The 21,385-nt window shown below is 43.8% G+C and carries 20 protein-coding genes; 5 read left to right on the top strand and 15 right to left on the bottom strand.

Features of this window, described 5'->3' with window-relative positions; all coding sequences use genetic code 11:
* The 11 genes from GCHA_RS11730 to GCHA_RS11680 form a co-directional block, all read right to left on the bottom strand.
* Complete coding sequence (locus GCHA_RS11730; RefSeq protein WP_007988407.1) at positions 1–741, bottom strand: hypothetical protein; 741 nt, start codon at positions 739–741, stop codon at positions 1–3.
* A complete protein-coding gene (locus GCHA_RS11725) occupies positions 728–1,276 on the bottom strand; it encodes an RNA polymerase sigma factor (RefSeq protein WP_013753081.1) in 549 nt (182 codons plus the stop codon). The genes GCHA_RS11730 and GCHA_RS11725 overlap by 14 nt, the downstream gene beginning before the upstream one ends.
* 73 nt (positions 1,277–1,349) lie before the next feature.
* Positions 1,350–2,261: a hydrogen peroxide-inducible genes activator gene (locus GCHA_RS11720; RefSeq protein ID WP_007988404.1), complete on the bottom strand. Its 912-nt coding sequence runs from the start codon at positions 2,259–2,261 to the stop codon at positions 1,350–1,352.
* 142 nt (positions 2,262–2,403) lie between these two features.
* Positions 2,404–3,648 carry an OprO/OprP family phosphate-selective porin gene (locus GCHA_RS11715; protein ID WP_007988400.1) on the bottom strand — a complete coding sequence of 415 codons (1,245 nt, stop codon included), beginning with the start codon at positions 3,646–3,648 and terminating at the stop codon, positions 2,404–2,406.
* A gap of 520 nt (positions 3,649–4,168) precedes the next feature.
* Complete coding sequence (gene phoU / locus GCHA_RS11710) at positions 4,169–4,870, bottom strand: phosphate signaling complex protein PhoU (RefSeq protein WP_007988398.1); 702 nt, start codon at positions 4,868–4,870, stop codon at positions 4,169–4,171.
* A 15-nt stretch (positions 4,871–4,885) separates the two neighbouring features.
* Positions 4,886–5,758, bottom strand: a complete 873-nt coding sequence (gene pstB, locus GCHA_RS11705) for a phosphate ABC transporter ATP-binding protein PstB (protein ID WP_007988396.1) — start codon at positions 5,756–5,758, stop codon at positions 4,886–4,888.
* Between the two features lie 15 nt (positions 5,759–5,773).
* Positions 5,774–7,096, bottom strand: coding sequence for a phosphate ABC transporter permease PstA (gene pstA / locus GCHA_RS11700; RefSeq protein WP_007988395.1), 1,323 nt, complete (start codon positions 7,094–7,096; stop codon positions 5,774–5,776).
* Between the two features lie 2 nt (positions 7,097–7,098).
* Positions 7,099–8,490 carry a phosphate ABC transporter permease subunit PstC gene (gene pstC / locus GCHA_RS11695; protein WP_007988393.1) on the bottom strand — a complete coding sequence of 464 codons (1,392 nt, stop codon included), beginning with the start codon at positions 8,488–8,490 and terminating at the stop codon, positions 7,099–7,101.
* A 19-nt stretch (positions 8,491–8,509) separates the two neighbouring features.
* Complete coding sequence (locus GCHA_RS11690) at positions 8,510–9,592, bottom strand: PstS family phosphate ABC transporter substrate-binding protein (protein WP_007988391.1); 1,083 nt, start codon at positions 9,590–9,592, stop codon at positions 8,510–8,512.
* Between the two features lie 190 nt (positions 9,593–9,782).
* Positions 9,783–11,051: an inorganic phosphate transporter gene (locus GCHA_RS11685; protein WP_007988390.1), complete on the bottom strand. Its 1,269-nt coding sequence runs from the start codon at positions 11,049–11,051 to the stop codon at positions 9,783–9,785.
* Positions 11,052–11,063: 12 nt separating this feature from the next.
* The gene (locus tag GCHA_RS11680) at positions 11,064–11,741 is read right to left on the bottom strand and encodes a TIGR00153 family protein (RefSeq protein ID WP_007988388.1); all 678 of its coding nucleotides are present in this window, start codon (positions 11,739–11,741) and stop codon (positions 11,064–11,066) included.
* Positions 11,742–12,051: 310 nt separating this feature from the next.
* On the opposite strand from GCHA_RS11680, the gene GCHA_RS11675 reads away from it, so the two are divergent.
* The 5 genes from GCHA_RS11675 (at position 12,052) to GCHA_RS11655 (ending at position 17,395) form a co-directional block, all read left to right on the top strand.
* Positions 12,052–12,564: a glycine cleavage system transcriptional repressor gene (locus GCHA_RS11675; RefSeq protein ID WP_007988386.1), complete on the top strand. Its 513-nt coding sequence runs from the start codon at positions 12,052–12,054 to the stop codon at positions 12,562–12,564.
* Between the two features lie 142 nt (positions 12,565–12,706).
* Complete coding sequence (ppk1, locus tag GCHA_RS11670) at positions 12,707–14,791, top strand: polyphosphate kinase 1 (RefSeq protein WP_007988384.1); 2,085 nt, start codon at positions 12,707–12,709, stop codon at positions 14,789–14,791.
* Positions 14,781–16,310: an exopolyphosphatase gene (ppx, locus tag GCHA_RS11665; RefSeq protein ID WP_007988381.1), complete on the top strand. Its 1,530-nt coding sequence runs from the start codon at positions 14,781–14,783 to the stop codon at positions 16,308–16,310. Before ppk1 ends, ppx begins: the two co-directional genes overlap by 11 nt.
* 169 nt (positions 16,311–16,479) lie before the next feature.
* Positions 16,480–16,740 (top strand): DUF4282 domain-containing protein, encoded by a 261-nt coding sequence (locus GCHA_RS11660; RefSeq protein ID WP_007988379.1) that lies wholly within the window; start codon positions 16,480–16,482, stop codon positions 16,738–16,740.
* Positions 16,741–16,801: 61 nt separating this feature from the next.
* Positions 16,802–17,395, top strand: coding sequence for an HD domain-containing protein (locus tag GCHA_RS11655; RefSeq protein ID WP_007988376.1), 594 nt, complete (start codon positions 16,802–16,804; stop codon positions 17,393–17,395).
* Here GCHA_RS11655 and GCHA_RS11650 read toward each other — a convergent pair.
* The 4 genes from GCHA_RS11650 to epd form a co-directional block, all read right to left on the bottom strand.
* On the bottom strand, positions 17,392–17,730 hold the full coding sequence (locus tag GCHA_RS11650; protein WP_007988374.1) for a hypothetical protein: 339 nt from the start codon (positions 17,728–17,730) through the stop codon (positions 17,392–17,394). The genes GCHA_RS11655 and GCHA_RS11650 overlap by 4 nt on opposite strands.
* A 245-nt stretch (positions 17,731–17,975) precedes the next feature.
* The gene (locus GCHA_RS11645; RefSeq protein ID WP_007988372.1) at positions 17,976–18,875 is read right to left on the bottom strand and encodes a fructose bisphosphate aldolase; all 900 of its coding nucleotides are present in this window, start codon (positions 18,873–18,875) and stop codon (positions 17,976–17,978) included.
* Between the two features lie 104 nt (positions 18,876–18,979).
* Positions 18,980–20,155, bottom strand: coding sequence for a phosphoglycerate kinase (locus tag GCHA_RS11640; protein ID WP_007988370.1), 1,176 nt, complete (start codon positions 20,153–20,155; stop codon positions 18,980–18,982).
* 98 nt (positions 20,156–20,253) lie between these two features.
* The gene (gene epd / locus GCHA_RS11635) at positions 20,254–21,282 is read right to left on the bottom strand and encodes an erythrose-4-phosphate dehydrogenase (RefSeq protein WP_007988368.1); all 1,029 of its coding nucleotides are present in this window, start codon (positions 21,280–21,282) and stop codon (positions 20,254–20,256) included.
* Between the last annotated feature and the right edge of the window lie 103 nt (positions 21,283–21,385).

Below are 21,385 nucleotides of genomic sequence, written 5' to 3'. Positions count from 1 at the left end.
CTACTGTTGCGTACCGTCTACTTTGATGCCATTCGCATCCAAGTAAACGTCTTGTTGTAATTGATTGAGTTGGCGAGCATAAAAAAGTTGGTCATCGCTACGCTGTTGATTCACGAACTTAATAAGTTCAGCGAAGTCTTCACGACGCTCTTTGCGACTAGAGGTCAAAAGGTAATTCGTTAGTTGACTCGCACTCTCTAGCTGTTGCTGCTGCAGCGTTTGCGCATACAAGCTAAATGCCTCTTGTTGATTCTGCTTAAAGGTATCTAACTTGCTATCGATCAGTTTGGACATTGCTAGTTGAGACTGTTCGTGGCCAAATCGAATGCGCAGCTCACCGCTTGTCAAAGAGACTTGGGTGCCCGTTAGCACGAGTACAATGGCAAGTGCTGACATGGCAAACGATACACTTGGCAACCATGCCCACCGCTGACGTCGAGCTGAGTACTCAAACGGATTTCGGCTATCCACTCGTTCTTGGCTATTTACCCGTTCTTGACTATTTGCCCGTTCTTGGCTACTTCCTCGTTCTTGACAGTCAAACGTCTTGCCTCTGTCCCATTGGGGGACATCAAAGTCTTGATATCCGTCAGCGTGCAGTTTAATCGTGCTCGCGGCTTCTACTTGCTGTGCGAAATCATCGTCTTGTACGCAGCGCTGTTCAAATATGGTGCGCTGTTCAGGTGTAAGGTTATCTTCTAACCACAAAGCCAGAAGTTCGGCGTTGTCATAGCTCGACATAATCCACCTCCATTAAGGTTTTCAATTTTGCTAACGCGCCATACAACCGAGACTTTGCCGTATTAACAGACATACCGGTTTGTTGGGCGATTTCTTCAAAGGTAAAATGACCAAAAAATTTCAGTTCAACCACAGACTTTTGCGCCAAAGGAAGCTGTTGCATTGCACTGACCAATTGCGCATTGCGTTGAGTATTTTCGATAAGTTGCTCTGCTGGCTGTGCAGTGCAGGGAATTTCCGGCGCATCATCCAGCCCTTGCTGTGGGCGTTTTCGCCGGTAAAACTCAATACAGCGATAATGGGCGATACGAAATAACCAGCCTTTAAAGCTTCCCTCATTTCGATAGGACGACAAATTCCGAAATACCGAAATAAACACGTCTTGCATTAGGTCGAGCGCGTCGGCGTTGTTTCCAGTCATGCGCAGCCCGTAATGATAAACGGGCTTTTCATAGCGTTTGAGTAAGCTGAACCAGGCTTTCTTTTGCCCTTTCAGTGCTTTCTCTATTAGCTGTTCGTCGCTCTTCTCAAACACCAAATTTTTTCCCTATTGTGTTGACTCAATATTAAGTCGAGACGTGGGTTTAAAAAGTTTGATTAAAGTAGAATTATTTTTTCAGGGTGGGGAGCGGTGTCAAAGGAGCCAACAATTCTGCTAGATAGCGAAACAAACGAACACGGGTGGTTGCGTTGCGCCACACCAAACCAATTTCCCGATAAGCACTGTCTTCTGCAGGCAAAGACACCAGCTTGGATGTACTCAGAATATGATTTTGTATCGCTAGTTCAGGCATAAAGGTGAAGCCGAGTTTACTGTTAGCCAGCTGCACTAAGGTATACAAACTGCTGGCAGCCAATGTATTGACCTGCTCTTTGTGACGCAAGTTACAGGCACTGACCGCGTGGCCGGTCATGCAGTGCTCTTGTTGTAGCAAAAATACGCTCTTAGCCGGCAGTGCTGACACATCCATTGGCATAGGTAAGGTATCAACTAAGTCCGAATGTGCAATTAGATGGAAGGGATCATGACCGATAACCAATTGTTTGCAGCCTGGGGTTTCCATGGGCAAGGCTAACACCAATAAATCGAGTACCCCTTCATTCAACTGACTCAGTAAATTGGTGGTGGTATCTTCTTGTAGTTGCAACGATATATCAGGCAAATGCTCTTGTACCGCACCAATTAACCCTTCAAAAAAGAACGGGGCAATCGTGGGAATAACCCCTATTTTCAAATTTCCCGATTGCCAATTTCCTGCCGTTTGGGCGAAATCCACCAGCTCATTTGCCTCGTTTAGCAAACGGCGGCTGCGCTCAACCAACTCCAAACCAAAAGGGGTGAACACAAAGGTTTTATGTTCTCGTTCCAGTAACTGACAGCCAAATTGCTCTTCTAAATTCTGAATAGCAGTACTAAGAGTTGATTGACTCACATGGCAGTGATCAGCAGCACGGTGAAAGTGTTGTTCTTGATGGAGTGTGACGAGGTAATGTAGATGCTTTAGATTAGGCCATTTCATATAAAACTCATTAACAAAAACGATTGATTCGCCAAGTTTAAATCAAATATGCAGACGTTTCTCGGCGATCTTGCATTCTTTTTGCCAACGATTAAGCCCCGTCGAATTGGTATTAGCTACCTCGCTATCTTCGGCAAAAGGGTTAAAAGCCAATTTGCCCTCTAATACCCAATACATTCACCGAGAAATTGTCTGGCGCTCCCTGCTCAATATCAAGGGCATCTGAATAAGACAAATGACCGTAATTAAGTATCAGGCGCACGTCATTTACCGGTGTCCAAATCAGGGATGCCATATAGGCATCTTGCGTTCCACCGACTATGCCCGCATCGACTAAATCGAGTCTGTCAAAACGAAAGTTAACTTGCCAAGCGCCTAGCCCGCCGTTACTAACAGGTTGATTCACCTTAACGCCTTTAAATACCCCACCTTCGTATTCACGTTTATCTTGTGTGATAAAAAATCCCGCTTCGATTGAGCCCCCAAAAAAGGTCGGATCCGCATAGGCTGTTCGCGTGACGTTTAACCAATGAGTCTCGCCAACGAGATGAAAACGCCCAGCAATAATCGCCGCTTCAAGACCAAAACTCGTTTCATCGCTGGCTCCAACAATTTCCTCGGTATTGATAAAGCGCGTATCAACACTATGTATGTGCGGTCGTTGGCGATAACGAACGCTATCTATTTCATCACCTAAATCACGGATATGAACTGAGCTACCGAGATGGATAAGCGCGTCGTGAATAGTCGTTGCGTAGCTAACACGGCCATCGACACTAAATGAATTATTTCCGCCCCCGATATCGTCGATGTTATCAGTGAACACTCCCCCCTCAAGCAAAAAGTCGTGCAACTTGTAAGTAGCCGAAAGGCCGACTCTGCGCTCAAACCCAAAGGCATCAGTATACGCTGCACGCTCTGTGAAACTGGTATCGTTACTGCTCGACAGCTCTTCGAGCCCCTGAAAGGTATTGTGTTGCCCTAGGGTTAACGTTAAATCACCCTCTTTAAAGCTCACAAAGGCATCGGTGAAGATGACATCATCAGCATAATCAGCGATAACTTTATAGCCAAAACCGCCCGGAGCAGTTCCCTGAAGGCCAAAACGAAGACGTCGCGCTTCGCTGCTACCACCGTCTTCGGCGTTAGTAATACTTGAAGGGACAGAGGATAGCTCATTGAAATCATAAAGCGCCCTCCCCCTAGGCTTAACACTCCATCCGCTGTTTGGCTTTTCATCTAAGATAACCTGATCGCTAGCGGATGCTCCAGTCACGGGCTCCAATTCGTCTTCAAGGTCGACGGTTTGTGTGTTTTGTTGTTTGAGAGTCTCGGGGGTAGCCTTGCGCTCACTATTTTGCGCACCTACAGCAGCTTGCGTTGCCATCGCGAATGGTTTGCTCGTAAAAATAACGTTCAGCAAACAGATTAAAATTGGGTAAGTTTGACTCTTCATACAAATGCGAATAAAAATCCTATTATGCGATAACAAAATCTCTTCGAACCCCAGATGCTTGCCACGTTTAGGTTCGCTATTCACCTGTGTTTTAACCCTAGCATCTCGTGAGGCTCGCTAAAACGCTTTCGTCACTGACAACATCAAGGCAGATTTTGTTTCGTCATTAGTTAAATGAGTAGTCAGTCAACACGCTCGAATTAAGCCGAGCACGAATAAGACAGGCCCTCAAAGTATTTGCGCGCAATGTATGATATTTTCAAGGGCAATGCATCAAAAGATGACAAATTTGTGACATATTTATGACTAAGGAATTTAGCTAGAAGAGGTTTTAATCTATAAGGCTTTACAGTGAACATTTACCGCTATTAAAAATAGCTAAAAAAGTAAGAAACATCAGTAGCCTCTAGATTACCTACCAAAAGCACATAATCTAGCGACTGATTTATGGCTAAGATTTATTTAATCTTTTCTCTATTTCATGCACGCTCGTATGACGAACATCATATCCTTTAACCAGATAAATAATATGTTCAGCAATGTTACGGGCATGATCGCCAATGCGCTCTATAGAACGCAGAGCCCAAAGAATATTCATTACCCGGCCAATAGAGCGTGGATCTTCCATCATATAGGTAACGATTTCTCGCATGGCTGACTTGTACTCTCTGTCGACCTGCGTATCTGCGCGGGCAACGTCTAACGCCTTGTCAGCGTCAAACCGAGCGAACGCATCAAGTACTGAATTCACCATTTTCTGGACTAACGCCCCCATATGGCGAATTTCTTCGTAACCACCAGGCGCTGCACCATCATCACTTAGAGCAATGGCCATCTGGGCAATTTTCTGTGCTTCATCGCCCATTCTTTCCAAGTCGCGGGTCATTTTCGTCACCGACAGCACCATACGTAAGTCAGATGCTGCAGGTTGGCGACAAGCTAAAATCATGGTGCAGTTTTCATCGAGTAACACTTCTCGGCGATCAACATCATTTTCGACTTCCAGCACATGTTCCGCTAAAGGTCTGTTGACAGATTCAATGGCTTTGACTGAATCAATAATTTGCTGCTCTACTATCCCGCCCATTTCAAGGACTTGGCTTTTCAGCGCTTCTAAGTCAGAGTCAAAGCGCTGAGAAATATGGCGTTCCATACTGTTCTCCTTAGGTTAACCGAATCGGCCTGTAATATAGGCTTCGGTAAGCTCATGCTCTGGATTGGTAAATACACGACGCGTATCATTCACTTCGATTAGTCGTCCCATATGAAAATAAGCAGTTCGCGTAGATACTCGCGCTGCTTGCTGCATTGAATGTGTGACAATTGCAATGGTGAAGTTTTGGCTAAGTTCAGCCATCAACTCTTCAATTCTAGCCGTCGCTATTGGGTCGAGAGCCGAACAGGGCTCATCCATTAAAATCACTTCTGGACTCACCGCTATGGTGCGAGCGATACACAAACGTTGCTGCTGCCCACCCGATAAGTCAGTGCCAGGTGAAAACAAACGATCTTTCACCTCATCCCACAGGCTCGCTTTACGCAAGCTATCTTCCACTATCTCGTCTAGTTGTGCCCGACGTGACACCAAACCATGTATTTTGGGACCATACGCGACATTCTCATATATCGATTTTGGAAACGGGTTTGGTTTTTGAAATACAATCCCAACACGAGCGCGCAGAGGCACCACGTCTTGCTTACGATGATAGATATTCTTTTCATCAAGGGTGACTTCTCCCTCAACCTTGCAATTATCTATGGTGTCGTTCATACGGTTTAAACAACGCAAAAAAGTTGATTTACCACAACCGGATGGCCCAATCATCGCCATAACTTCATTGCGGTTTATATCTAAGCTGACGTCATGAATGGCTTGTTTATCGTCATAGTACACATTCAAATTACGCACTGACATCTTGGCTTTTTCAGAAAAGGGGTTCCCCACTGTTCTTTGCCCAAGTCCATGTTGCGCAAAATCTAAAGGTTGCCCAGTCTCAGCCATGGGGTCAAATAATCGGTTGTAACCTGAATTCGAATTCACTACCTATTCCTACTATTATTGGCCGCGGCCAAGACGATGACGCAACCAAACCGCTAGACCATTCATCGTAATTAAAAAGGCTAATAACACCATAATGGCAGCAGATGTGCGCTCAATAAATGCTCGCTCTGGGCTGTCGGCCCACAAAAAGATTTGTACTGGCAAGGCGCTCGACGGATCTAATAAGTCTGCCGGAACATCCACAATAAAGGCAACCATACCGATCATCAACAAGGGAGCCGTTTCACCCAGTGCTTGAGCAAAACCAATAATAGCGCCAGTTAGCATACCAGGCATAGCGAGAGGCACAACGTGATGTAAAACGACCTGCATTTTAGATGCCCCGAGCCCAAAAGCTGCATCACGTATGGATGACGGAACCGCTTTAATGGCCGCACGACTTGATATAATAATGGTTGGCAAGGTCATTAAGGTCAACACTAATCCCCCCACGAGTGGAATTGACCTGGGCATATCGAAAAACCCAATAAAGATAGCCAAACCCAGCAAACCGAAGATGATCGAAGGCACGGCGGCCAAGTTGTTTATGTTCACTTCAATAAAGTCAGTTAAACGGTTTCTCGGCGCATATTCTTCGAGATATACCGCAGCCGATATCCCTATCGGAAATGATAAGCCGATTGTCACGAGCAGCATGTACAACGAGCCCATTAACGCACTACGGATCCCCGCTTGTTCTGGTTCCCGAGAATCACCTTCAGTAAAAAAGGTTGTGTTAAACGTTTGCCGTACTTGGCCATTTTCGACCCAGCGCTCGACCCACTTTTGCTGCTGAAGACTTAGCCGGCCACTAAAGCCTTGGCCGTCACGTCCTATGCTTTTAACGTAATTATCTACATCGTCATCAGCCGTCAGCCAAATCGAAACCGTTTGGTTGAGAGTTTCAGGCGCATTTTTTAACACCGTCTTTAAGCTGTACACTGCGCCTGTACTGACTAAACTCAACAATTGGCGCTTCTCAAGCGCAGGCAGCTCAGCGTCTAACAAAGCGCCATTATCACGCAACAGGGCATTTTCAATAACAGCGTCGTAATTTGCGTTATCTAGCTGAGTTTTAGATGTTGGGTCCGTTATTTGTAGTTGCTGAGCATTAAATCGAACCTGCAATTGAATCTGTGTTTGAAAAAAAGCGCCGTGTCCCTTGCCGATAATATCGCTGAAAAGAATCAATAAGCAGGCAAAACCAAATAAGATTGCCCCAATACCATAGAAACGAAAACGCCTTTCAGCACGCTTGCGTTTCGCAAGATTACGGTTCACTAGATCCATGGTAGTTAGGCGTTTGCTAGCCGAGGATTTAACACTTACCTTACTCATGGTTATTCATACTCTTCTCGGTATTGGCGAACCACGTACAAAGCAACATAATTAAGTACCAAAGTGACCATAAATAACATTAGCCCTAAAGCGAATGCCGATAAGGTTTTAGGACTATCAAATTCTTGATCCCCTACCAATAAAGTGACGATTTGCACTGTGATGGTTGTCACCGACTCAAGTGGATTAGCCGTTAAATGCGCGGCCAATCCAGCCGCCATGACGACTATCATGGTTTCACCAATCGCCCGTGACGCCGCGAGCAATACTCCGCTTATTATGCCGGGCAAGGCTGCCGGGATAACCACCCTCTTTATGGTTTCTGACTGTGTTGCCCCTAACCCCAAAGAGCCATCACGTAAAGATTGTGGCACGGCTTTTAATACGTCATCTGACAATGACGACACAAACGGAATGATCATGACCCCCATCACCAAGCCTGCAGCCAACGCACTTTCAGACGACACCTCGAGCCCCAAAAAACCGCCGCTATCACGAATAAACGGAGCGACCGTTAACGCTGCAAAAAAGCCATAAACCACCGAGGGGATCCCGGCCAATATTTCCAGCATGGGTTTTACCACAGCCCTGAGTTTTGGCGTGGCATATTCAGACAAATAAATAGCTGACATTAAGCCAACGGGTACAGCAATTAACATAGCGATAAAAGAAATCAGCAAAGTACCAACAAACAGAGGTACCGCGCCAAACGCGCCCGACGCCCCAACTTGATCAATTCGTAACGCGGTTTGCGGGCTCCAATGGGTCCCAAAGATAAATTCAAAAAAACTTATCGATTGGAAAAAACGCAATGATTCAAATAATACGGATAACACAATCCCTATCGTGGTCAGAATAGCGATACAGGCACACAATAATAGTGTCCACTGAAACACACGCTCAACCTGCTGACGCGCTTTTACTTTGGGCTTTATCCAAATCCAGCTTAGTGAAAAAGCACATACCAAGCTGATTAACACCACCACAGTGAGACTAAGCTGACTAAGTTGCTGCCATCGCAAGTAATCTTGCCCGGCTTGTATTAGGTAATCTGGTGTACTGCTGCTTATGAGTGCATTGGGATATAGCGCAAGATTAATCACTGTATTGACCATTAAGTCAATTTCACTTTCAGGTAAGTTTTGTGCATTTTCAGGCAATAAATTTACAATGGCCGCATGAACCGCATAACCGTCAAGCAAACTCCAGCTTAGTACAATGAACAAACAAGGTAGAGCACACCACAGCGCGCTAAGCAGGCCATAGTAATATGGTAGAGAATGAAGCGTACCTTGTTTGTTACGCGAAGCGATATCCGAGGCGCGATTGCGACCTAAAATGTAAGCTCCTGCAGCACATAATAAGGTGATGATAATCAGTGTGGGGGTTTCCATAGAGCGCATATCTTAACTACTAATGACCATTAGGGCGCAGAGCGTTCATACGCTGCTCTATCGCCTGACGTTGTGACTTAGGCAATGGGATCATCCCCTTGCGCAACAGATAACCACTTTCGCCTGACGCTTTATTACTCACAAACTCTCTTATAAATGCTTCTACCCCAGGGATCATACCGATATGTGCTTTTTTAACGTACATGTATAGCGGACGAGAAATTGGATAGTCACCACTGGATATAGAGCGAAACGAAGGTAAAAAGCCATCTATTTTGGCACTTTTAATACGATCTCTGTTCTGGTCAAGAAAGCTGAAACCTAATAAGCCTAATGCGTTTGGATTAGCATTAAGTTTTTGCACGATCAGATTGTCATTTTCGCCAGCATCAATGTAAGCGCCGTCTTCGCGGAGCATACGGCACAAGCGTTTTTGTTTATTTAGCAAAGCTTTTTTTTCTTTTACATCACGCTTAACTGCGCTTTGTGGTTGGCTCATTTGTGCCAACCATTCAAAGGTATGGCAGCCATAATCTAAGACCAATTCAGAAAAGGCATCGCGCGTACCTGATGTTGGCGGTGGGCCAAATACATTGATCTTTATCTTAGGCAAACTTGGCGTAATATCGTGCCAAGTCTTGTATGGATTTTCTATCGTCGTTTTACTACCGTCAGGGTTTGGAACACGTTTAGCGAGAGCAAGATAAAGTTCACGTCTTGTCAATTCAACGTTAACGCCTAATTTACTTTGGGCAAGCACTATCCCATCAAAGCCAATAAGTATTTCAATCACCTCATGTACCCCGTTTTGTTGGCACAAGTCTAATTCGGAGGCTTTGATGCGACGCGACGAGTTTGCAATATCCGGGAACTTCATTCCTACCCCTTGGCAGAATAGCTTTAATCCACCGCCTGACCCCGTAGATTCAATTTTAGGCGTACGAAACACTGAAGATTTGCCAAAACGCTCTGCCACGACAGTGGAAAACGCATACACAGTAGATGAGCCGACGACATCAATATAGTCACGCATAGCCGTAGCTGGGGCACTAAACATGCTCCAGAAACAGACTAATATTGACCAAATTGCACTCGATTTCATTCAACCACTTTACTAATTTAACGAGATTTGGCGCTTATAATATGACACTTTTATAACGGTTATATTACAGTCGCAATCATGTGCTCTATTTTTAAATTTCAGGTATAAAAAAACAGAACCCGTACCGACCTTTATCCAAGAAAAGTACGTAAGTTCTGCTTTTTAGGTGACGATTCACCAACCTTTCGGTTTATGGTGCAAAAATACCTTTAAGCACAAAGAAGAATAATATCGACAACCCTGCACCTGCTGGCAGTGTAACCACCCAAGAAACAACGATGTTTCGTACAACTCCTAGGTTAATCGCAGCGATACCACGGGCCATTCCTACACCTAAAACCGCGCCAACCAAGGTTTGCGTGGTCGAGATAGGTAAACCAGTACCAGAAGCTAACACTACGGTACACGCTGCAGCCAGTTCAGCGGCAAAGCCTCGGCTTGGCGTTAAGTGGGTGATGCCGTTACCAATGGTAGCGATTACGCGATGACCAAATAATGCCAAACCGGCCACGATGCCTAAACCACCTAAAGGTAGTATCCACCATACTAATCCTGCTTTATTACTGATTTCACCGTCACTATGGATAATACTAACAACCGCAGCCAACGGCCCAATGGCGTTAGCGACGTCATTCGAACCATGTGCAAACGCCATACAACACGCGGTGACAATCATCAAAATGGCGAATATTTTTTCAACATTTGCGAAATGGGTACGCTTGTCAGCTTTTGAGTCATATTGCACACGACTTATTGCGTACTTACCTACAATTCCTACTAAGATTGCGATGGCAATAGCGATGTAATAACCATCGGCTGGCTCAATATGTAAACCAACGTGCTTCAACCCTTTTTTGATCGTCACTAACGACATAACGAAACCCGCAAGGCCCATATAAAATGGCACATAACGTCTCGCGTTATCAAACGGCTTGTCGGTATCAAAAATCAATTTCTGTGCGCTTTGGAATATCAAAAAAGCAATAAAACCCGATATCGCAGGTGTTATAACCCAACTACCAACAATCCCTCCTACCGCGCTCCATTCTACAGCATCGGCACTTACGCCTACTGCTGCAAAGCCGACCAATGCACCGACAATAGAGTGTGTGGTAGAAACCGGCCAGCCCAAATAAGACGCAAAGCCTAACCAAATGCCCGCTGCGAGTAATGCAGATATCATCCCGTAAACAAGTAATTCAGGGCTATCAATGAAGAACGTAGAGTCCAATATACCTTTGCGGATGGTAGAGGTTACCTCGCCCCCCGCTAAGTAAGCGCCAGCAAATTCAAACACCATAGCAATCAATATCGCTTGTTTGATGGTTAGCGCCTTGGAGCCAACAGATGTGCCCATGGCATTGGCTACATCATTTGCACCAATACCCCATGCCATGAGGAAACCGACTAGAGCAGCTACCACAATAAGTGTGAAGCCGTATGTTTGTAAAATATCCATTAATGCTATCTCTTAATTGGCCAACATGAGTTCGAGTCTTGAACCAACTCGCTCTGAAATATCAGCCAACTCCCCAACCCATTCAATAATGCTATACAAGAACATTACATCAACTGGGTTGAGCTGTGACTCCAGATCCAATAACTCTCTGCGCACAGCAACTTGCATTACGTCAGTGTCATCTTCTATTTTATCTAAATCGACGATCATATCTTCTACTAGGCGCACCTCGCGGCCGCGAAACCCAGTTTCAAGTAAATCATCAAGCTCGTTTATTACGCGTTTGGCTTGCTTGGTGGCATCTAGGCAGCGCTCCAAGTAGGTCATGAAACTTTCTCGCATGACCACTGGAATGTCCATACGGCGACCTAAAACTCGACCAGAAATATCCTTAGCTTTATTCGCAATTTTGTCTTGCTGGGTTAATAGCTCAAGGACATCTTGCCGCTGAATAGGCATGAAAATACCACGGGGCAGACTAATTCGAAGATCTCGTTTAAGCGTATCGGCTTGCTTCTCTAGATTAGAAATTTCTTTCTGAAATAGAGCTGCTTTTTCCCAATCACCTGCGAAAACAGAATTAAAAAATGGAAGCAGCCCTTGGCTACATTTATTCACCACTTTTATATGATCTTCAAGTGGCTTTAGGGGAGATTTTGCGAAAACCCCAAGAAATGTGTTTGTTGGCATACGTTAAGTATCTCTATGGTTTAAATACTACAATTCGAATTTAATCGTCGCGCATGATACCTGAAGAAAAATGACAGTAACATGACAGTGACGTGCTTTTCGTATCAGTTTTACAACACATGGTAATAATAGCGCTCAATTGCCAATACAATAAACTGTCACATTACCCCTGACTAATTGGGGTAAAAATAGGAGGTTTTATTTATTCTATCAATTGATTATTAAGGAAAAATTACAAACATTCCGCCTGATAGTGCGCTATGCTAAATCTCAATACTCAGAGCATCACTTTAACGCGAGGTTCATTAATATGAAATCATTGATTTTTACACTTGTTGGAAAAGACAAGCGTGGCTTAGTCGATTCACTTGCTCAATCCGTGTTCAAATTGGGCGGAAATTGGCTAGGCAGTAACTTGTCATATATGGCTGGTCACTTCGCAGGCTTTGTCGAAATTCAATTACCTGAAGAAAAACAAGCCTCCTTAATAGAGCAATTTTCTACTCACCCTGACTTATCAATAAACTTGGTTGAAGGAGACAATAACCTTCCTCCTCAAACTCACAGTGTGCAAATCGATATTATGGGTAACGATAAACCCGGTATCGTGCAAGAACTCACCGCCATTTTAAACCGTTTTAATCTAAATATAATCAAGTTTGACTCGACCTGCGATAGCGCCCCTAATTGGGGAGGGTTATTGTTTAAAGCCAAAGCCTTAGTGGCTGTCGAAGAAGGGTTTGATTTAGATGAGCTAAGCGATGAATTAGAATCCATTGCAAATGATTTAGTCGTTGATATCAGCTCAACGAGCAAAGTCTAGCTTCTTCTAGGGCTTTGCTTGTAGGTAAAGCCCGTATTTTCAAAGACAAAAGTGTACGATGGTGGGATATAGCTGTCATAAATTCGTCATACACAATTGACACTATATCGCACAAATTTTTCTTATTTGACATTAAGATACAATGACTGCTCAACCTAATATCTATTTTTCTCGCGAAATCAGCTGGCTTTCGTTTAATCAACGCGTACTTCAAGAAGCAGCCGATCGCAAAAACCCTATTGTTGAGCGGATTCGATTCCTCGGTATTTACTCAAGTAATATGGATGAGTTTTACCGCGTTCGAGTGGCGGATGTTAAACGAAAAATTTACATCCACTTGGATGAGGGAGAAACAGAAAAAGCAGACAAAACCAAGCTACTCATGGAGCAAATCCAAGAAAAAGTCGTTGGCATGACAGAGGATTTCGAACGCGTCCGTGAAGATGTGGTTGCTCGTTTAGCGCGCTACAATATCTTTTTGCTCGAAGATGAAAAACTATCGGAATACCAAACCACCTGGTTAAAGAACTACTTTAAGAATAAAATTTTGCGTCACATCGCACCAATTTTACTGCATAGCAAAGTAAACCTTGTATCCCGTTTAAATGACTCAGCAACTTACCTTTATGTCGCCATTAACAACAGCGGCAAAAACACCCAATACGCTACAATCGAGGTACCGACTAAATCCCTGTCACGCTTTGTGGTCATCCCTCCGGAAAATAGCCGTAAGAAAAAATACATTATCTTGTTAGACGACATCATTCGCCACAACCTTGAGAGTATATTTAAAGGCTTCGTGGACTTTGAATCAGGTGAGGCCTATTCCTTTAAGATGACCCGGGACTCTGAATATTCTATTAACGACGAGATAGATGAAAGTTACGTCGATAAAATGTCAGAAAGCATGAAGCAACGATTAATCGCTGAGCCCGTTCGCGTAGTTTATGACGAGCAAATGCCAAGCGACATGGTGCGCAACTTAAAGAAACGCTTAAAAATATCATCATACGACAGCTTAATTGCAGGTGGTACTTACCGTAACTTTAAGGATTTTATTGGCTTTCCAAACGTTGGGCGAGACTATTTAGAAAACCCCAAATTACCCGCTGTCACATCAAGTGATTTCGCAGCACATAACACGGTATTCGACGCTATCAGCGAAAAAGATATACTGCTGTATTACCCTTATCACCGTTTTTTACACGTAACGGAGTTTGTGCGCCAAGCGGCTTTTGACCCTAAAGTTAAGCAAATAAAGTTGAATATATATCGCGTGGCGAAGAATTCGCGCATTATCGATTCCCTTATTGATGCTGTCGATAACGGTAAAAAAGTCACTGTGGTGGTTGAGTTACGGGCTCGCTTTGACGAAGAAGCGAACATTAGCTGGTCTAAAACCATGACCGATGCCGGCATTAAAGTCGTATTTGGTATGCACGCGCTGAAAATCCACAGCAAGTTATGCTTAGTCAGCCGTGAAGAAAAGGGTGAGCTGATCCACTACGCTCACTTCGGTACAGGCAACTTCAACGAAAAAACCGCTAAAATTTATACTGATTTCAGTTTATTTACCCGCAATCAAGAATTGGCATTAGAAGCAGAAAACGTTTTTAACTTTATTCAACAGCCTTATCGTCGCCAGAAATTCCAGCATTTACAAATATCCCCTATTAACGCCCGAACCAAGATACAGCTTTTGATTAGACAGGAAATACAGAACGTCAAAGAAGGCTTGAGCGCTGGGATTACGCTAAAATTGAATAACTTGGATGACCAACTGTTAATCGATGACTTGTACAAAGCCAGTCAAGCTGGGGTAAAAGTACGTTTGATCATTCGCGGCATGTGCTCTCTCGTACCTGGGGTTAAAGGCTTAAGTGAAAATATCTCTGTTATCAGCATCGTTGACCGCTTTTTAGAACACCCGCGCGTAATGGTATTCGAAAATGCCGGTGACAAACGTGTGTTTATTTCATCTGCAGATTGGATGACCCGTAATATGGACTTTAGAATTGAGGTGGGTTGCCCAATCTATGAGCCGAAACTTATCAAGCAAATTCTAGATATTCTCGAAATTCAATTTCAAGATACGCTGAAAGCCCGTATTATTGATCAACATCAGTCCAATAAGTATGTGCGCCGTGGCAACCGTAAAAAGTTACGCTCTCAAATAGAAACATACGAATACATAAAGCAGCAGGAAAAAAAGAAAGATGCCCAATGATAATGCGCCATTTGATGGTGTGGAAGTAAGAGACACCAGCAAAATTGCCGCATTAGATATTGGCTCAAACAGTTTCCATTTAGTGGTTGCAAGAGTCGTTGCAGGCTCAGTGCAAATATTGCACAGAGTCAAACAAAAAGTACGTTTAGCCCAAGGTTTAAACAGCGATTACCAGCTTGATGATGAAGCACAGCAGCGTGGCTTAGATGCATTAAACGTAGTCGCTGAAAGCCTGCAAGACTTCCCAGCTGAAAATGTACGTATCGTTGCCACTTACACACTACGCAAGGCACGCAATGCCAAAGGCTTTATTCGTGCTGCACGAGACATTCTACCCTACCCCATTGAAGTGATAGGGGGAGCTGAAGAAGCTCGCTTAATTTATTTAGGCGTCGCCCATACCAACCATGACAATGGCCAACGTTTGGTGGTCGATATTGGTGGCGGCTCTACAGAGTTTATTATCGGGCAAGGCTTCGAGCCCAAAATGTTGCGCAGCTTGCAGATGGGCTGTGTAAGTTACACTAAGAAATTCTTTAAAAACGATGAACTAAAAAGCAAATCATTTGAACGCGCCATAACTGCCGCCCAGCAAGAACTGGAGATGATTGACAAAGCCTATTTACGAGCCGGTTGGAAAAGCTGTATCGGCACCTCAGGCACTATTCGCAATATTATTCAAATCGCCCAAAATGACAGTGTGAAATCCACTGAAGGCAAAGTCACCCTGTCACAACTGACCCGTTTGATGAAAATATGCTGCGAAGCAGGCACAGTAAATAAACTCAATATCAGCCAAATGAGTGAGGATCGTAAACCCGTTTTCGCTGCGGGCTTAGCCATTTTGATTGCGATTTTTAAAAGCTTAGACATCGAGCATATGGTGTTTTCCACAGCGGCCCTGCGCGAAGGGGTTTTATACGAAATGGAAACGCAATTAACCCACCCAGATGTGCGACAGCGCTCAGCGGAAAGTTTGGCCACACGCTACGATGTAGATATTGAGCAAGCTAGACGTGTGCATAGCGTGACCATGGATATCTATCAGCAATGTAAAGACAGTTGGAATATCGCCTCAAAAGAGCTCAAGAGCATGCTAGGTTGGTCGGCGCTGCTCCACGAAGTGGGCTTGCAAATTAATACCCATGGTACTCAGCGTCATTCTGCGTACATATTGCAAAACATTGATCTACCTGGCTTCAATCAAGAACAACAAACCTTAATGGCAACACTCGTGCGTTATTATCGTAAAAAAATTCGCCCAAGTGAGATTGCTGACTTCACGCTGCATCCGGCGGATCATGTACACAAATTAATTGCGATTTTACGTCTCGGCGTACTGTTAAACATAAAACGCCAAGATGACATACTGCCGCCCATAGACATAAAAGTAAAATCGGCTAGTATCCGCGTTACATTTCCTGAAGGTTGGCTTGAAAACAAGCCCATTTTTAGTGCTGATCTCGCCACAGAAGAGCGCTACTTGCAGGCGCTAGATCTACAATTGCGCTATGAGTAAGACCTGCTTTCACATCTGAGCTGTAAAGCATATAACAGAAAATAAAAGCATAACCCCTTGTAATTGTTAATAAAAAAGCCTTATAGTTAACCCGCTATATTGTATATATCGATATGGTATTTCAAATCGTTAACTGCGTTTTAATATTTAATAACAAGGAAGGTATATTATGAAGGATCTTTTCTTCTTCGATTCAATGCTCACCCCAAAAATCATCACTTTCGTTTACTGGCTGATGCTATTAGCTGCTGTGGCGTCTGGTGTCACGACTATGTTTAATGCATACAGTGGAGGCTTTATCAGTGGTTTGGGTATACTCATTGCTGGTGTAATAGGTGCCAGAATATGGTGCGAGTTGTTGATCGTATTATTTAAAATTCACGAAAATTTGAAAAAAATCGCTGACAGAAACGAAACCAGCGAGCTTTAATACACTTTAGGCGGTTGCCAACTGGCAGCTGCCTTTTTCTACAGCTAGGACTCCGTAAAACATGCACGATCTTACCGCTCAAATAGCCTTCATGCTTGAAATAGACAAACTCAAAGCGGTGTACCGCAAGACTGTGGTTGAAGCTGATAACAACCGTCACGAAAACAGCGCAGAGCACAGTTGGCACATCGCCTTGTTAGCCCAAGTCATGGCTGATTACGCTAGTGAGCCAGTAGATATATTGCGCGTGACAAAAATGTTGCTTATTCACGATATCGTGGAAATTGATGCAGGGGATTTATTTGCATTTGCAGAAGTTCAAGATCATCAAGCACAAGAGCAAAAAGAATTAGACGCAGCCAAACGTATTTTTGGTTTACTGCCAGAGCCGTCAGGTCAAGACATGCTGAATCTTTGGCTTGAGTTTGAACAAGGGCAGTCAGCGGATGCCCAGTATGCCAAAGCAATGGATAGAGTATTACCTGTTCTGCAAAACATGAGTAATCACGGCGGTAGTTGGAAAACTAACAAGGTTAAAAAAAGCCAAGTGTTAAAACGAAATACGTATTTACAAACCATCGCCCCAAAGCTGTGGGATTACGTTATCGAGCAAGTGGATATTGCGGTGGGTAATGCTTGGCTGGTAGAGGATTAACGTCCTAAATACTGATCAATCAAGTCAGCTAGTTTTTCGTGAAAATGCGCTTCGAATGTATCTAGTTCTTGCTCGAATGCGCTTAGATATTGCCGCGCCTTAGTGTGATCCAGGCGTTTATTATTGGTTTTATATTCTGTTTCTGGCAAGCTTTTGTCATAACGAGGCACAATACGCCAACGTACAAAATCACTATACAACGAAGAAACATGTTGTTTAGCAAACTGGCAAAAACCTTCAATATGCTCGCTTCCGTCGGGCCCCAAGCATCCGGGTTCAACTCTAAAAGTCACCGCTAATTTCTTGTACAATGGCAAAGGCAAAGTGACTTGCATATTAGCTCCGTATTTTTATACCAATTCCATTAAATTTTCGCTGAGTGGTTAATTATATATTGTAATTGGTATTATTTAACGTTTTGATAAATATGAATTTATGATGTTAAATCAGCTGTTAGTTTTTAGATTACACTAGCAAGCATCATCAAATCTACTAGGCAAAGGTCTAGAGCGGTATTGACTATCGCAAAAACAAAAAAACCAAGCGAACGCTTGGTTTTTATACCGTATTTAGCAAATCATTAGCTCACAGAAGCTTGATATATACCTTCGATGGCTTCGTCTAACGTGGCGTTAAACTCATCATCTGATTGCTTAGCATTCACCCCTTCCGTTAGTGCGCGAGAGAAGCTGGCAATCATGCCTGTATTTTGTGATAAGCGGCGGTTCGCTTCCTGACGATTATAACCACCAGATAACGCAACCACTTTCAACACTTTAGGATGTTCCACTAACTCACTGTAGAAGTTTGTTTCTTCTGGTAGAGTCAATTTAAGCATTACGGTTTGATCAGCGTCTAAGGCATCAAGCTGGGCTAAAATAGCCGCTTTTAACAAGGCTTCAGCTTGTGCTTTTTCAGGGCTATTGATATCCACTTCAGGCTCAATAATAGGCATCAAACCCGCTGCTAAAATTTGCTTACCCACTTCAAACTGCTGGGCAACGATAGCGTCAATACCTGCTTTGTTGCCAAGTTTAACCACTGAGCGCATTTTAGTACCAAATACGTCCTGTGCGTTGGCTTTAGCGAGCAAACTGTCTAAATCGGCGATGGGTTTCATCAATTGAACACCATCAGCTTCATCTTGCAAACCTTTGTCTACTTTCAAGAAAGGAACCACGTTCTTTTCTTGCCATAGAAAGTGTGCAGATGATTTGCCGCTAATTTCACGATCTAATGTATTTTCAAATAAGATCGCGCCCAAGACACGCTTTCCGTTAAAGGCCGGGCTTGTCACAATACGCGTACGCATCAAATGAACTTGCGTGAACATCTCATCATCATTTGTGTATTCAGTTTCTTCAACACCATATAAGCGCAAAGCTTTAGGCGTACTGCCACCACTTTGGTCAAGGGCCGCGATAAATCCATTATCACTTTTTATTTTTTTTAGCATATCCAATTGTGCTTGTGATGCCATGAGCAACACTCCTTAATTGTGTTGTAAGCCGATGGGCATAACGGCTTGTAGGTTACAAAGGTTAACGGAAGCTTATGCTTCTCTTGTTATTTTTCGTGAAGTTATTAAGCCCCCCGAGCCTCTAACATAGTGACTGCGGGTAGCTCTTTACCTTCTAGAAACTCTAAAAATGCTCCACCACCTGTGGAGATATACGATATCTTATCTTCGATAGCGTATTTGTCTACTGCTGCTAACGTATCACCACCACCAGCAATAGAAAACGCGTTACTTTGCGCAATTGCCAAAGCAATGGCTTTGGTGCCTTCGCCAAATTGATCAAATTCAAACACGCCAACAGGGCCATTCCACACAATAGTACCTGCATTTTTAATTAATTCTGCAAGTTCAGCAGCGGTTTTAGGCCCGATGTCAAAAATCATATCATCTTCGGCCACATCACTTACGTCTTTTAACGTCGCTTGCGCTTGCTCAGAAAACTCTTTACCTGTCACCACGTCAACAGGGACCGGAATATTGCCGCCAGCGTCTTTTGCTGCCGCAAGTAAACGATTCGCTTCAGGGATTAAATCAGCTTCATATAAAGACTTACCCACATTGTTACCCGTCGCAGCAATAAAGGTATTGGCAATGCCGCCACCCACGATAAGCTGATCCACTTTATTTGATAAAGACTCAAGTACCGTTAACTTAGTCGATACTTTAGAGCCGCCAACAATCGCTAGCATAGGTCGTGCTGGGTTATGTAACGCCTTACCAAGAGCTTCAAGCTCGCCTGCTAATAATGGGCCGGCACACGCCACAGGCGCGTATTTGCCCGCACCATGGGTTGATGCTTGAGCACGATGAGCAGTACCAAAGGCATCCATCACATACACATCGCACAGGGCCGCATACTGTTTAGATAACACTTCATCGTCTTTCTTCTCGCCTTCATTGAAGCGTACGTTTTCAAGTACGACTAGCTCGCCGGCTTTCACTTCAACGCCGTCTAAATAATCTTGTGCTAGGGTGACAGAGCAATCTAATACGTCGTTTAGGTAATCAACCACAGGCTGTAATGAAAAGTCTTGATCGAACTGACCTTCAGTTGGGCGACCTAAATGCGACATGACCATCACTTTTGCGCCCGCTTCGAGTGCGTGTTTAATGGTTCCTAGCGATGCTTTGATACGGGCATCTGATGTCACTTTACCGTCTTTTACAGGTACGTTTAGATCCTGACGAATAAGTACTCGTTTCCCTGCTAACTCTAAATCAGTCATGTTGATTATTGACATATTTCCCCCATTTGACGTGTTAAACGTGAATTACAAATTAAAAATAAATTGGCTAACGCTTTTAATTGGCTAAAGCTTTCATTAGCTAAAGCGATAAATTAGCTGGCTGTTGTGTTAAGTGCCAATCGGTTCATTACATTGACGGTATCAATCATACGATTTGAAAAACCCCATTCGTTGTCACACCATACCAGCAACTTTACCAGTTGCTTATGACTCACTCGGGTTTGTGTACCATCGACAATGCACGAGTGCGCATCGTGATTAAAATCGACTGACACCAAAGGCTCTTCCGTGAAATCTAATATACCGCTCAAACGCCCATTTTTGGCGGTCTTTAAAGCTTGATTGACCTCTTCTATCGTGACCTTAGCATCGAGCGTTACGCTTAAATCCATCGCAGTCACATTGATAGTGGGCACGCGCACGGCAATCGCTTCAAATTTCCCCGCGAACTTGGGCAAAATGCGCTCTATTCCCCGGGCTAATTTAGTGTCTACTGGAATGATTGACTGACTCGCTGCTCGCGTACGACGAAGATCAGGATGATAAGCATCAATCACTTGCTGGTCATGCATGGATGAATGGATAGTCGTGATAGTGCCACTGGAGACAGAAAAGGCTTCATCAAGCACCTGAATCACAGGCACGATGCAGTTAGTGGTACATGAGCCAGCAGACACTATGCTGTCACTGGCTTTTAGAGATTCTTCGTTGATCCCCATAATAATGGTTGCATCAACATCTGGTCCACAAGGCTGAGAGAACAACACCTTTTTCGCCCCTTGAGCGATATGTTGTTCACCATGGGCGCGCTCGTTATTGACACCCGTACATTCTAACACCACATCAATATCAAGCTCGCCCCAAGGCAAATCTTCAATATTAGCCTGTTGCAATAAGGTGATGTGGTCACCGGCTACCACTAGCTGTTGTTTGTCTAACACAACAGGAAAACGGAAACGCCCGTGGGCAGTATCATATTTTAATAAATGTGCTACGCCTTCTGGCTCGGCGAGTTCATTGATCGCCACAATTTGAATTTGTTTGTTTTGCCCCGTTTCGTATAACGCACGTAGTACATTGCGACCAATACGACCAAAACCATTAATTGCTACTCGTATCATTTGGCTCTTACTGAAATTTAAAACACTCTTAAAACGCTATTTAAAATACTAAAACTGCGTCACTAAAATGACTAAGGCGCTCGAAAGCGCCTTAGATTATAGT

The organism is Paraglaciecola chathamensis S18K6, from assembly GCA_000314955.1.
Lineage (GTDB): Bacteria > Pseudomonadota > Gammaproteobacteria > Enterobacterales > Alteromonadaceae > Paraglaciecola > Paraglaciecola chathamensis.
This window is presented reverse-complemented; position numbering and strand designations above follow the sequence as displayed.

Excerpts from the sequence above, each read along its gene's own strand:
- GCHA_RS11650 (WP_007988374.1), bottom strand. The coding sequence starts at position 17,730 with ATGCAAGTCACTTTGCCTTTGCCATTGTACAAGAAATTAGCGGTGACT.
- pstC (WP_007988393.1), bottom strand. The coding sequence starts at position 8,490 with ATGGAAACCCCCACACTGATTATCATCACCTTATTATGTGCTGCAGGA.
- GCHA_RS11660 (WP_007988379.1), top strand. The coding sequence starts at position 16,480 with ATGAAGGATCTTTTCTTCTTCGATTCAATGCTCACCCCAAAAATCATC.
- GCHA_RS11680 (WP_007988388.1), bottom strand. The coding sequence starts at position 11,741 with ATGCCAACAAACACATTTCTTGGGGTTTTCGCAAAATCTCCCCTAAAG.
- GCHA_RS11645 (WP_007988372.1), bottom strand. The coding sequence starts at position 18,875 with ATGGCATCACAAGCACAATTGGATATGCTAAAAAAAATAAAAAGTGAT.
- ppk1 (WP_007988384.1), top strand. The coding sequence starts at position 12,707 with ATGACTGCTCAACCTAATATCTATTTTTCTCGCGAAATCAGCTGGCTT.
- GCHA_RS11640 (WP_007988370.1), bottom strand. The coding sequence starts at position 20,155 with ATGTCAATAATCAACATGACTGATTTAGAGTTAGCAGGGAAACGAGTA.
- GCHA_RS11655 (WP_007988376.1), top strand. The coding sequence starts at position 16,802 with ATGCACGATCTTACCGCTCAAATAGCCTTCATGCTTGAAATAGACAAA.
- GCHA_RS11730 (WP_007988407.1), bottom strand. The coding sequence starts at position 741 with ATGTCGAGCTATGACAACGCCGAACTTCTGGCTTTGTGGTTAGAAGAT.
- GCHA_RS11690 (WP_007988391.1), bottom strand. The coding sequence starts at position 9,592 with ATGAAATCGAGTGCAATTTGGTCAATATTAGTCTGTTTCTGGAGCATG.
- pstA (WP_007988395.1), bottom strand. The coding sequence starts at position 7,096 with ATGAGTAAGGTAAGTGTTAAATCCTCGGCTAGCAAACGCCTAACTACC.
- GCHA_RS11715 (WP_007988400.1), bottom strand. The coding sequence starts at position 3,648 with ATGGCAACGCAAGCTGCTGTAGGTGCGCAAAATAGTGAGCGCAAGGCT.
- GCHA_RS11675 (WP_007988386.1), top strand. The coding sequence starts at position 12,052 with ATGAAATCATTGATTTTTACACTTGTTGGAAAAGACAAGCGTGGCTTA.
- epd (WP_007988368.1), bottom strand. The coding sequence starts at position 21,282 with ATGATACGAGTAGCAATTAATGGTTTTGGTCGTATTGGTCGCAATGTA.
- phoU (WP_007988398.1), bottom strand. The coding sequence starts at position 4,870 with ATGGAACGCCATATTTCTCAGCGCTTTGACTCTGACTTAGAAGCGCTG.
- ppx (WP_007988381.1), top strand. The coding sequence starts at position 14,781 with ATGCCCAATGATAATGCGCCATTTGATGGTGTGGAAGTAAGAGACACC.
- GCHA_RS11685 (WP_007988390.1), bottom strand. The coding sequence starts at position 11,051 with ATGGATATTTTACAAACATACGGCTTCACACTTATTGTGGTAGCTGCT.
- GCHA_RS11720 (WP_007988404.1), bottom strand. The coding sequence starts at position 2,261 with ATGAAATGGCCTAATCTAAAGCATCTACATTACCTCGTCACACTCCAT.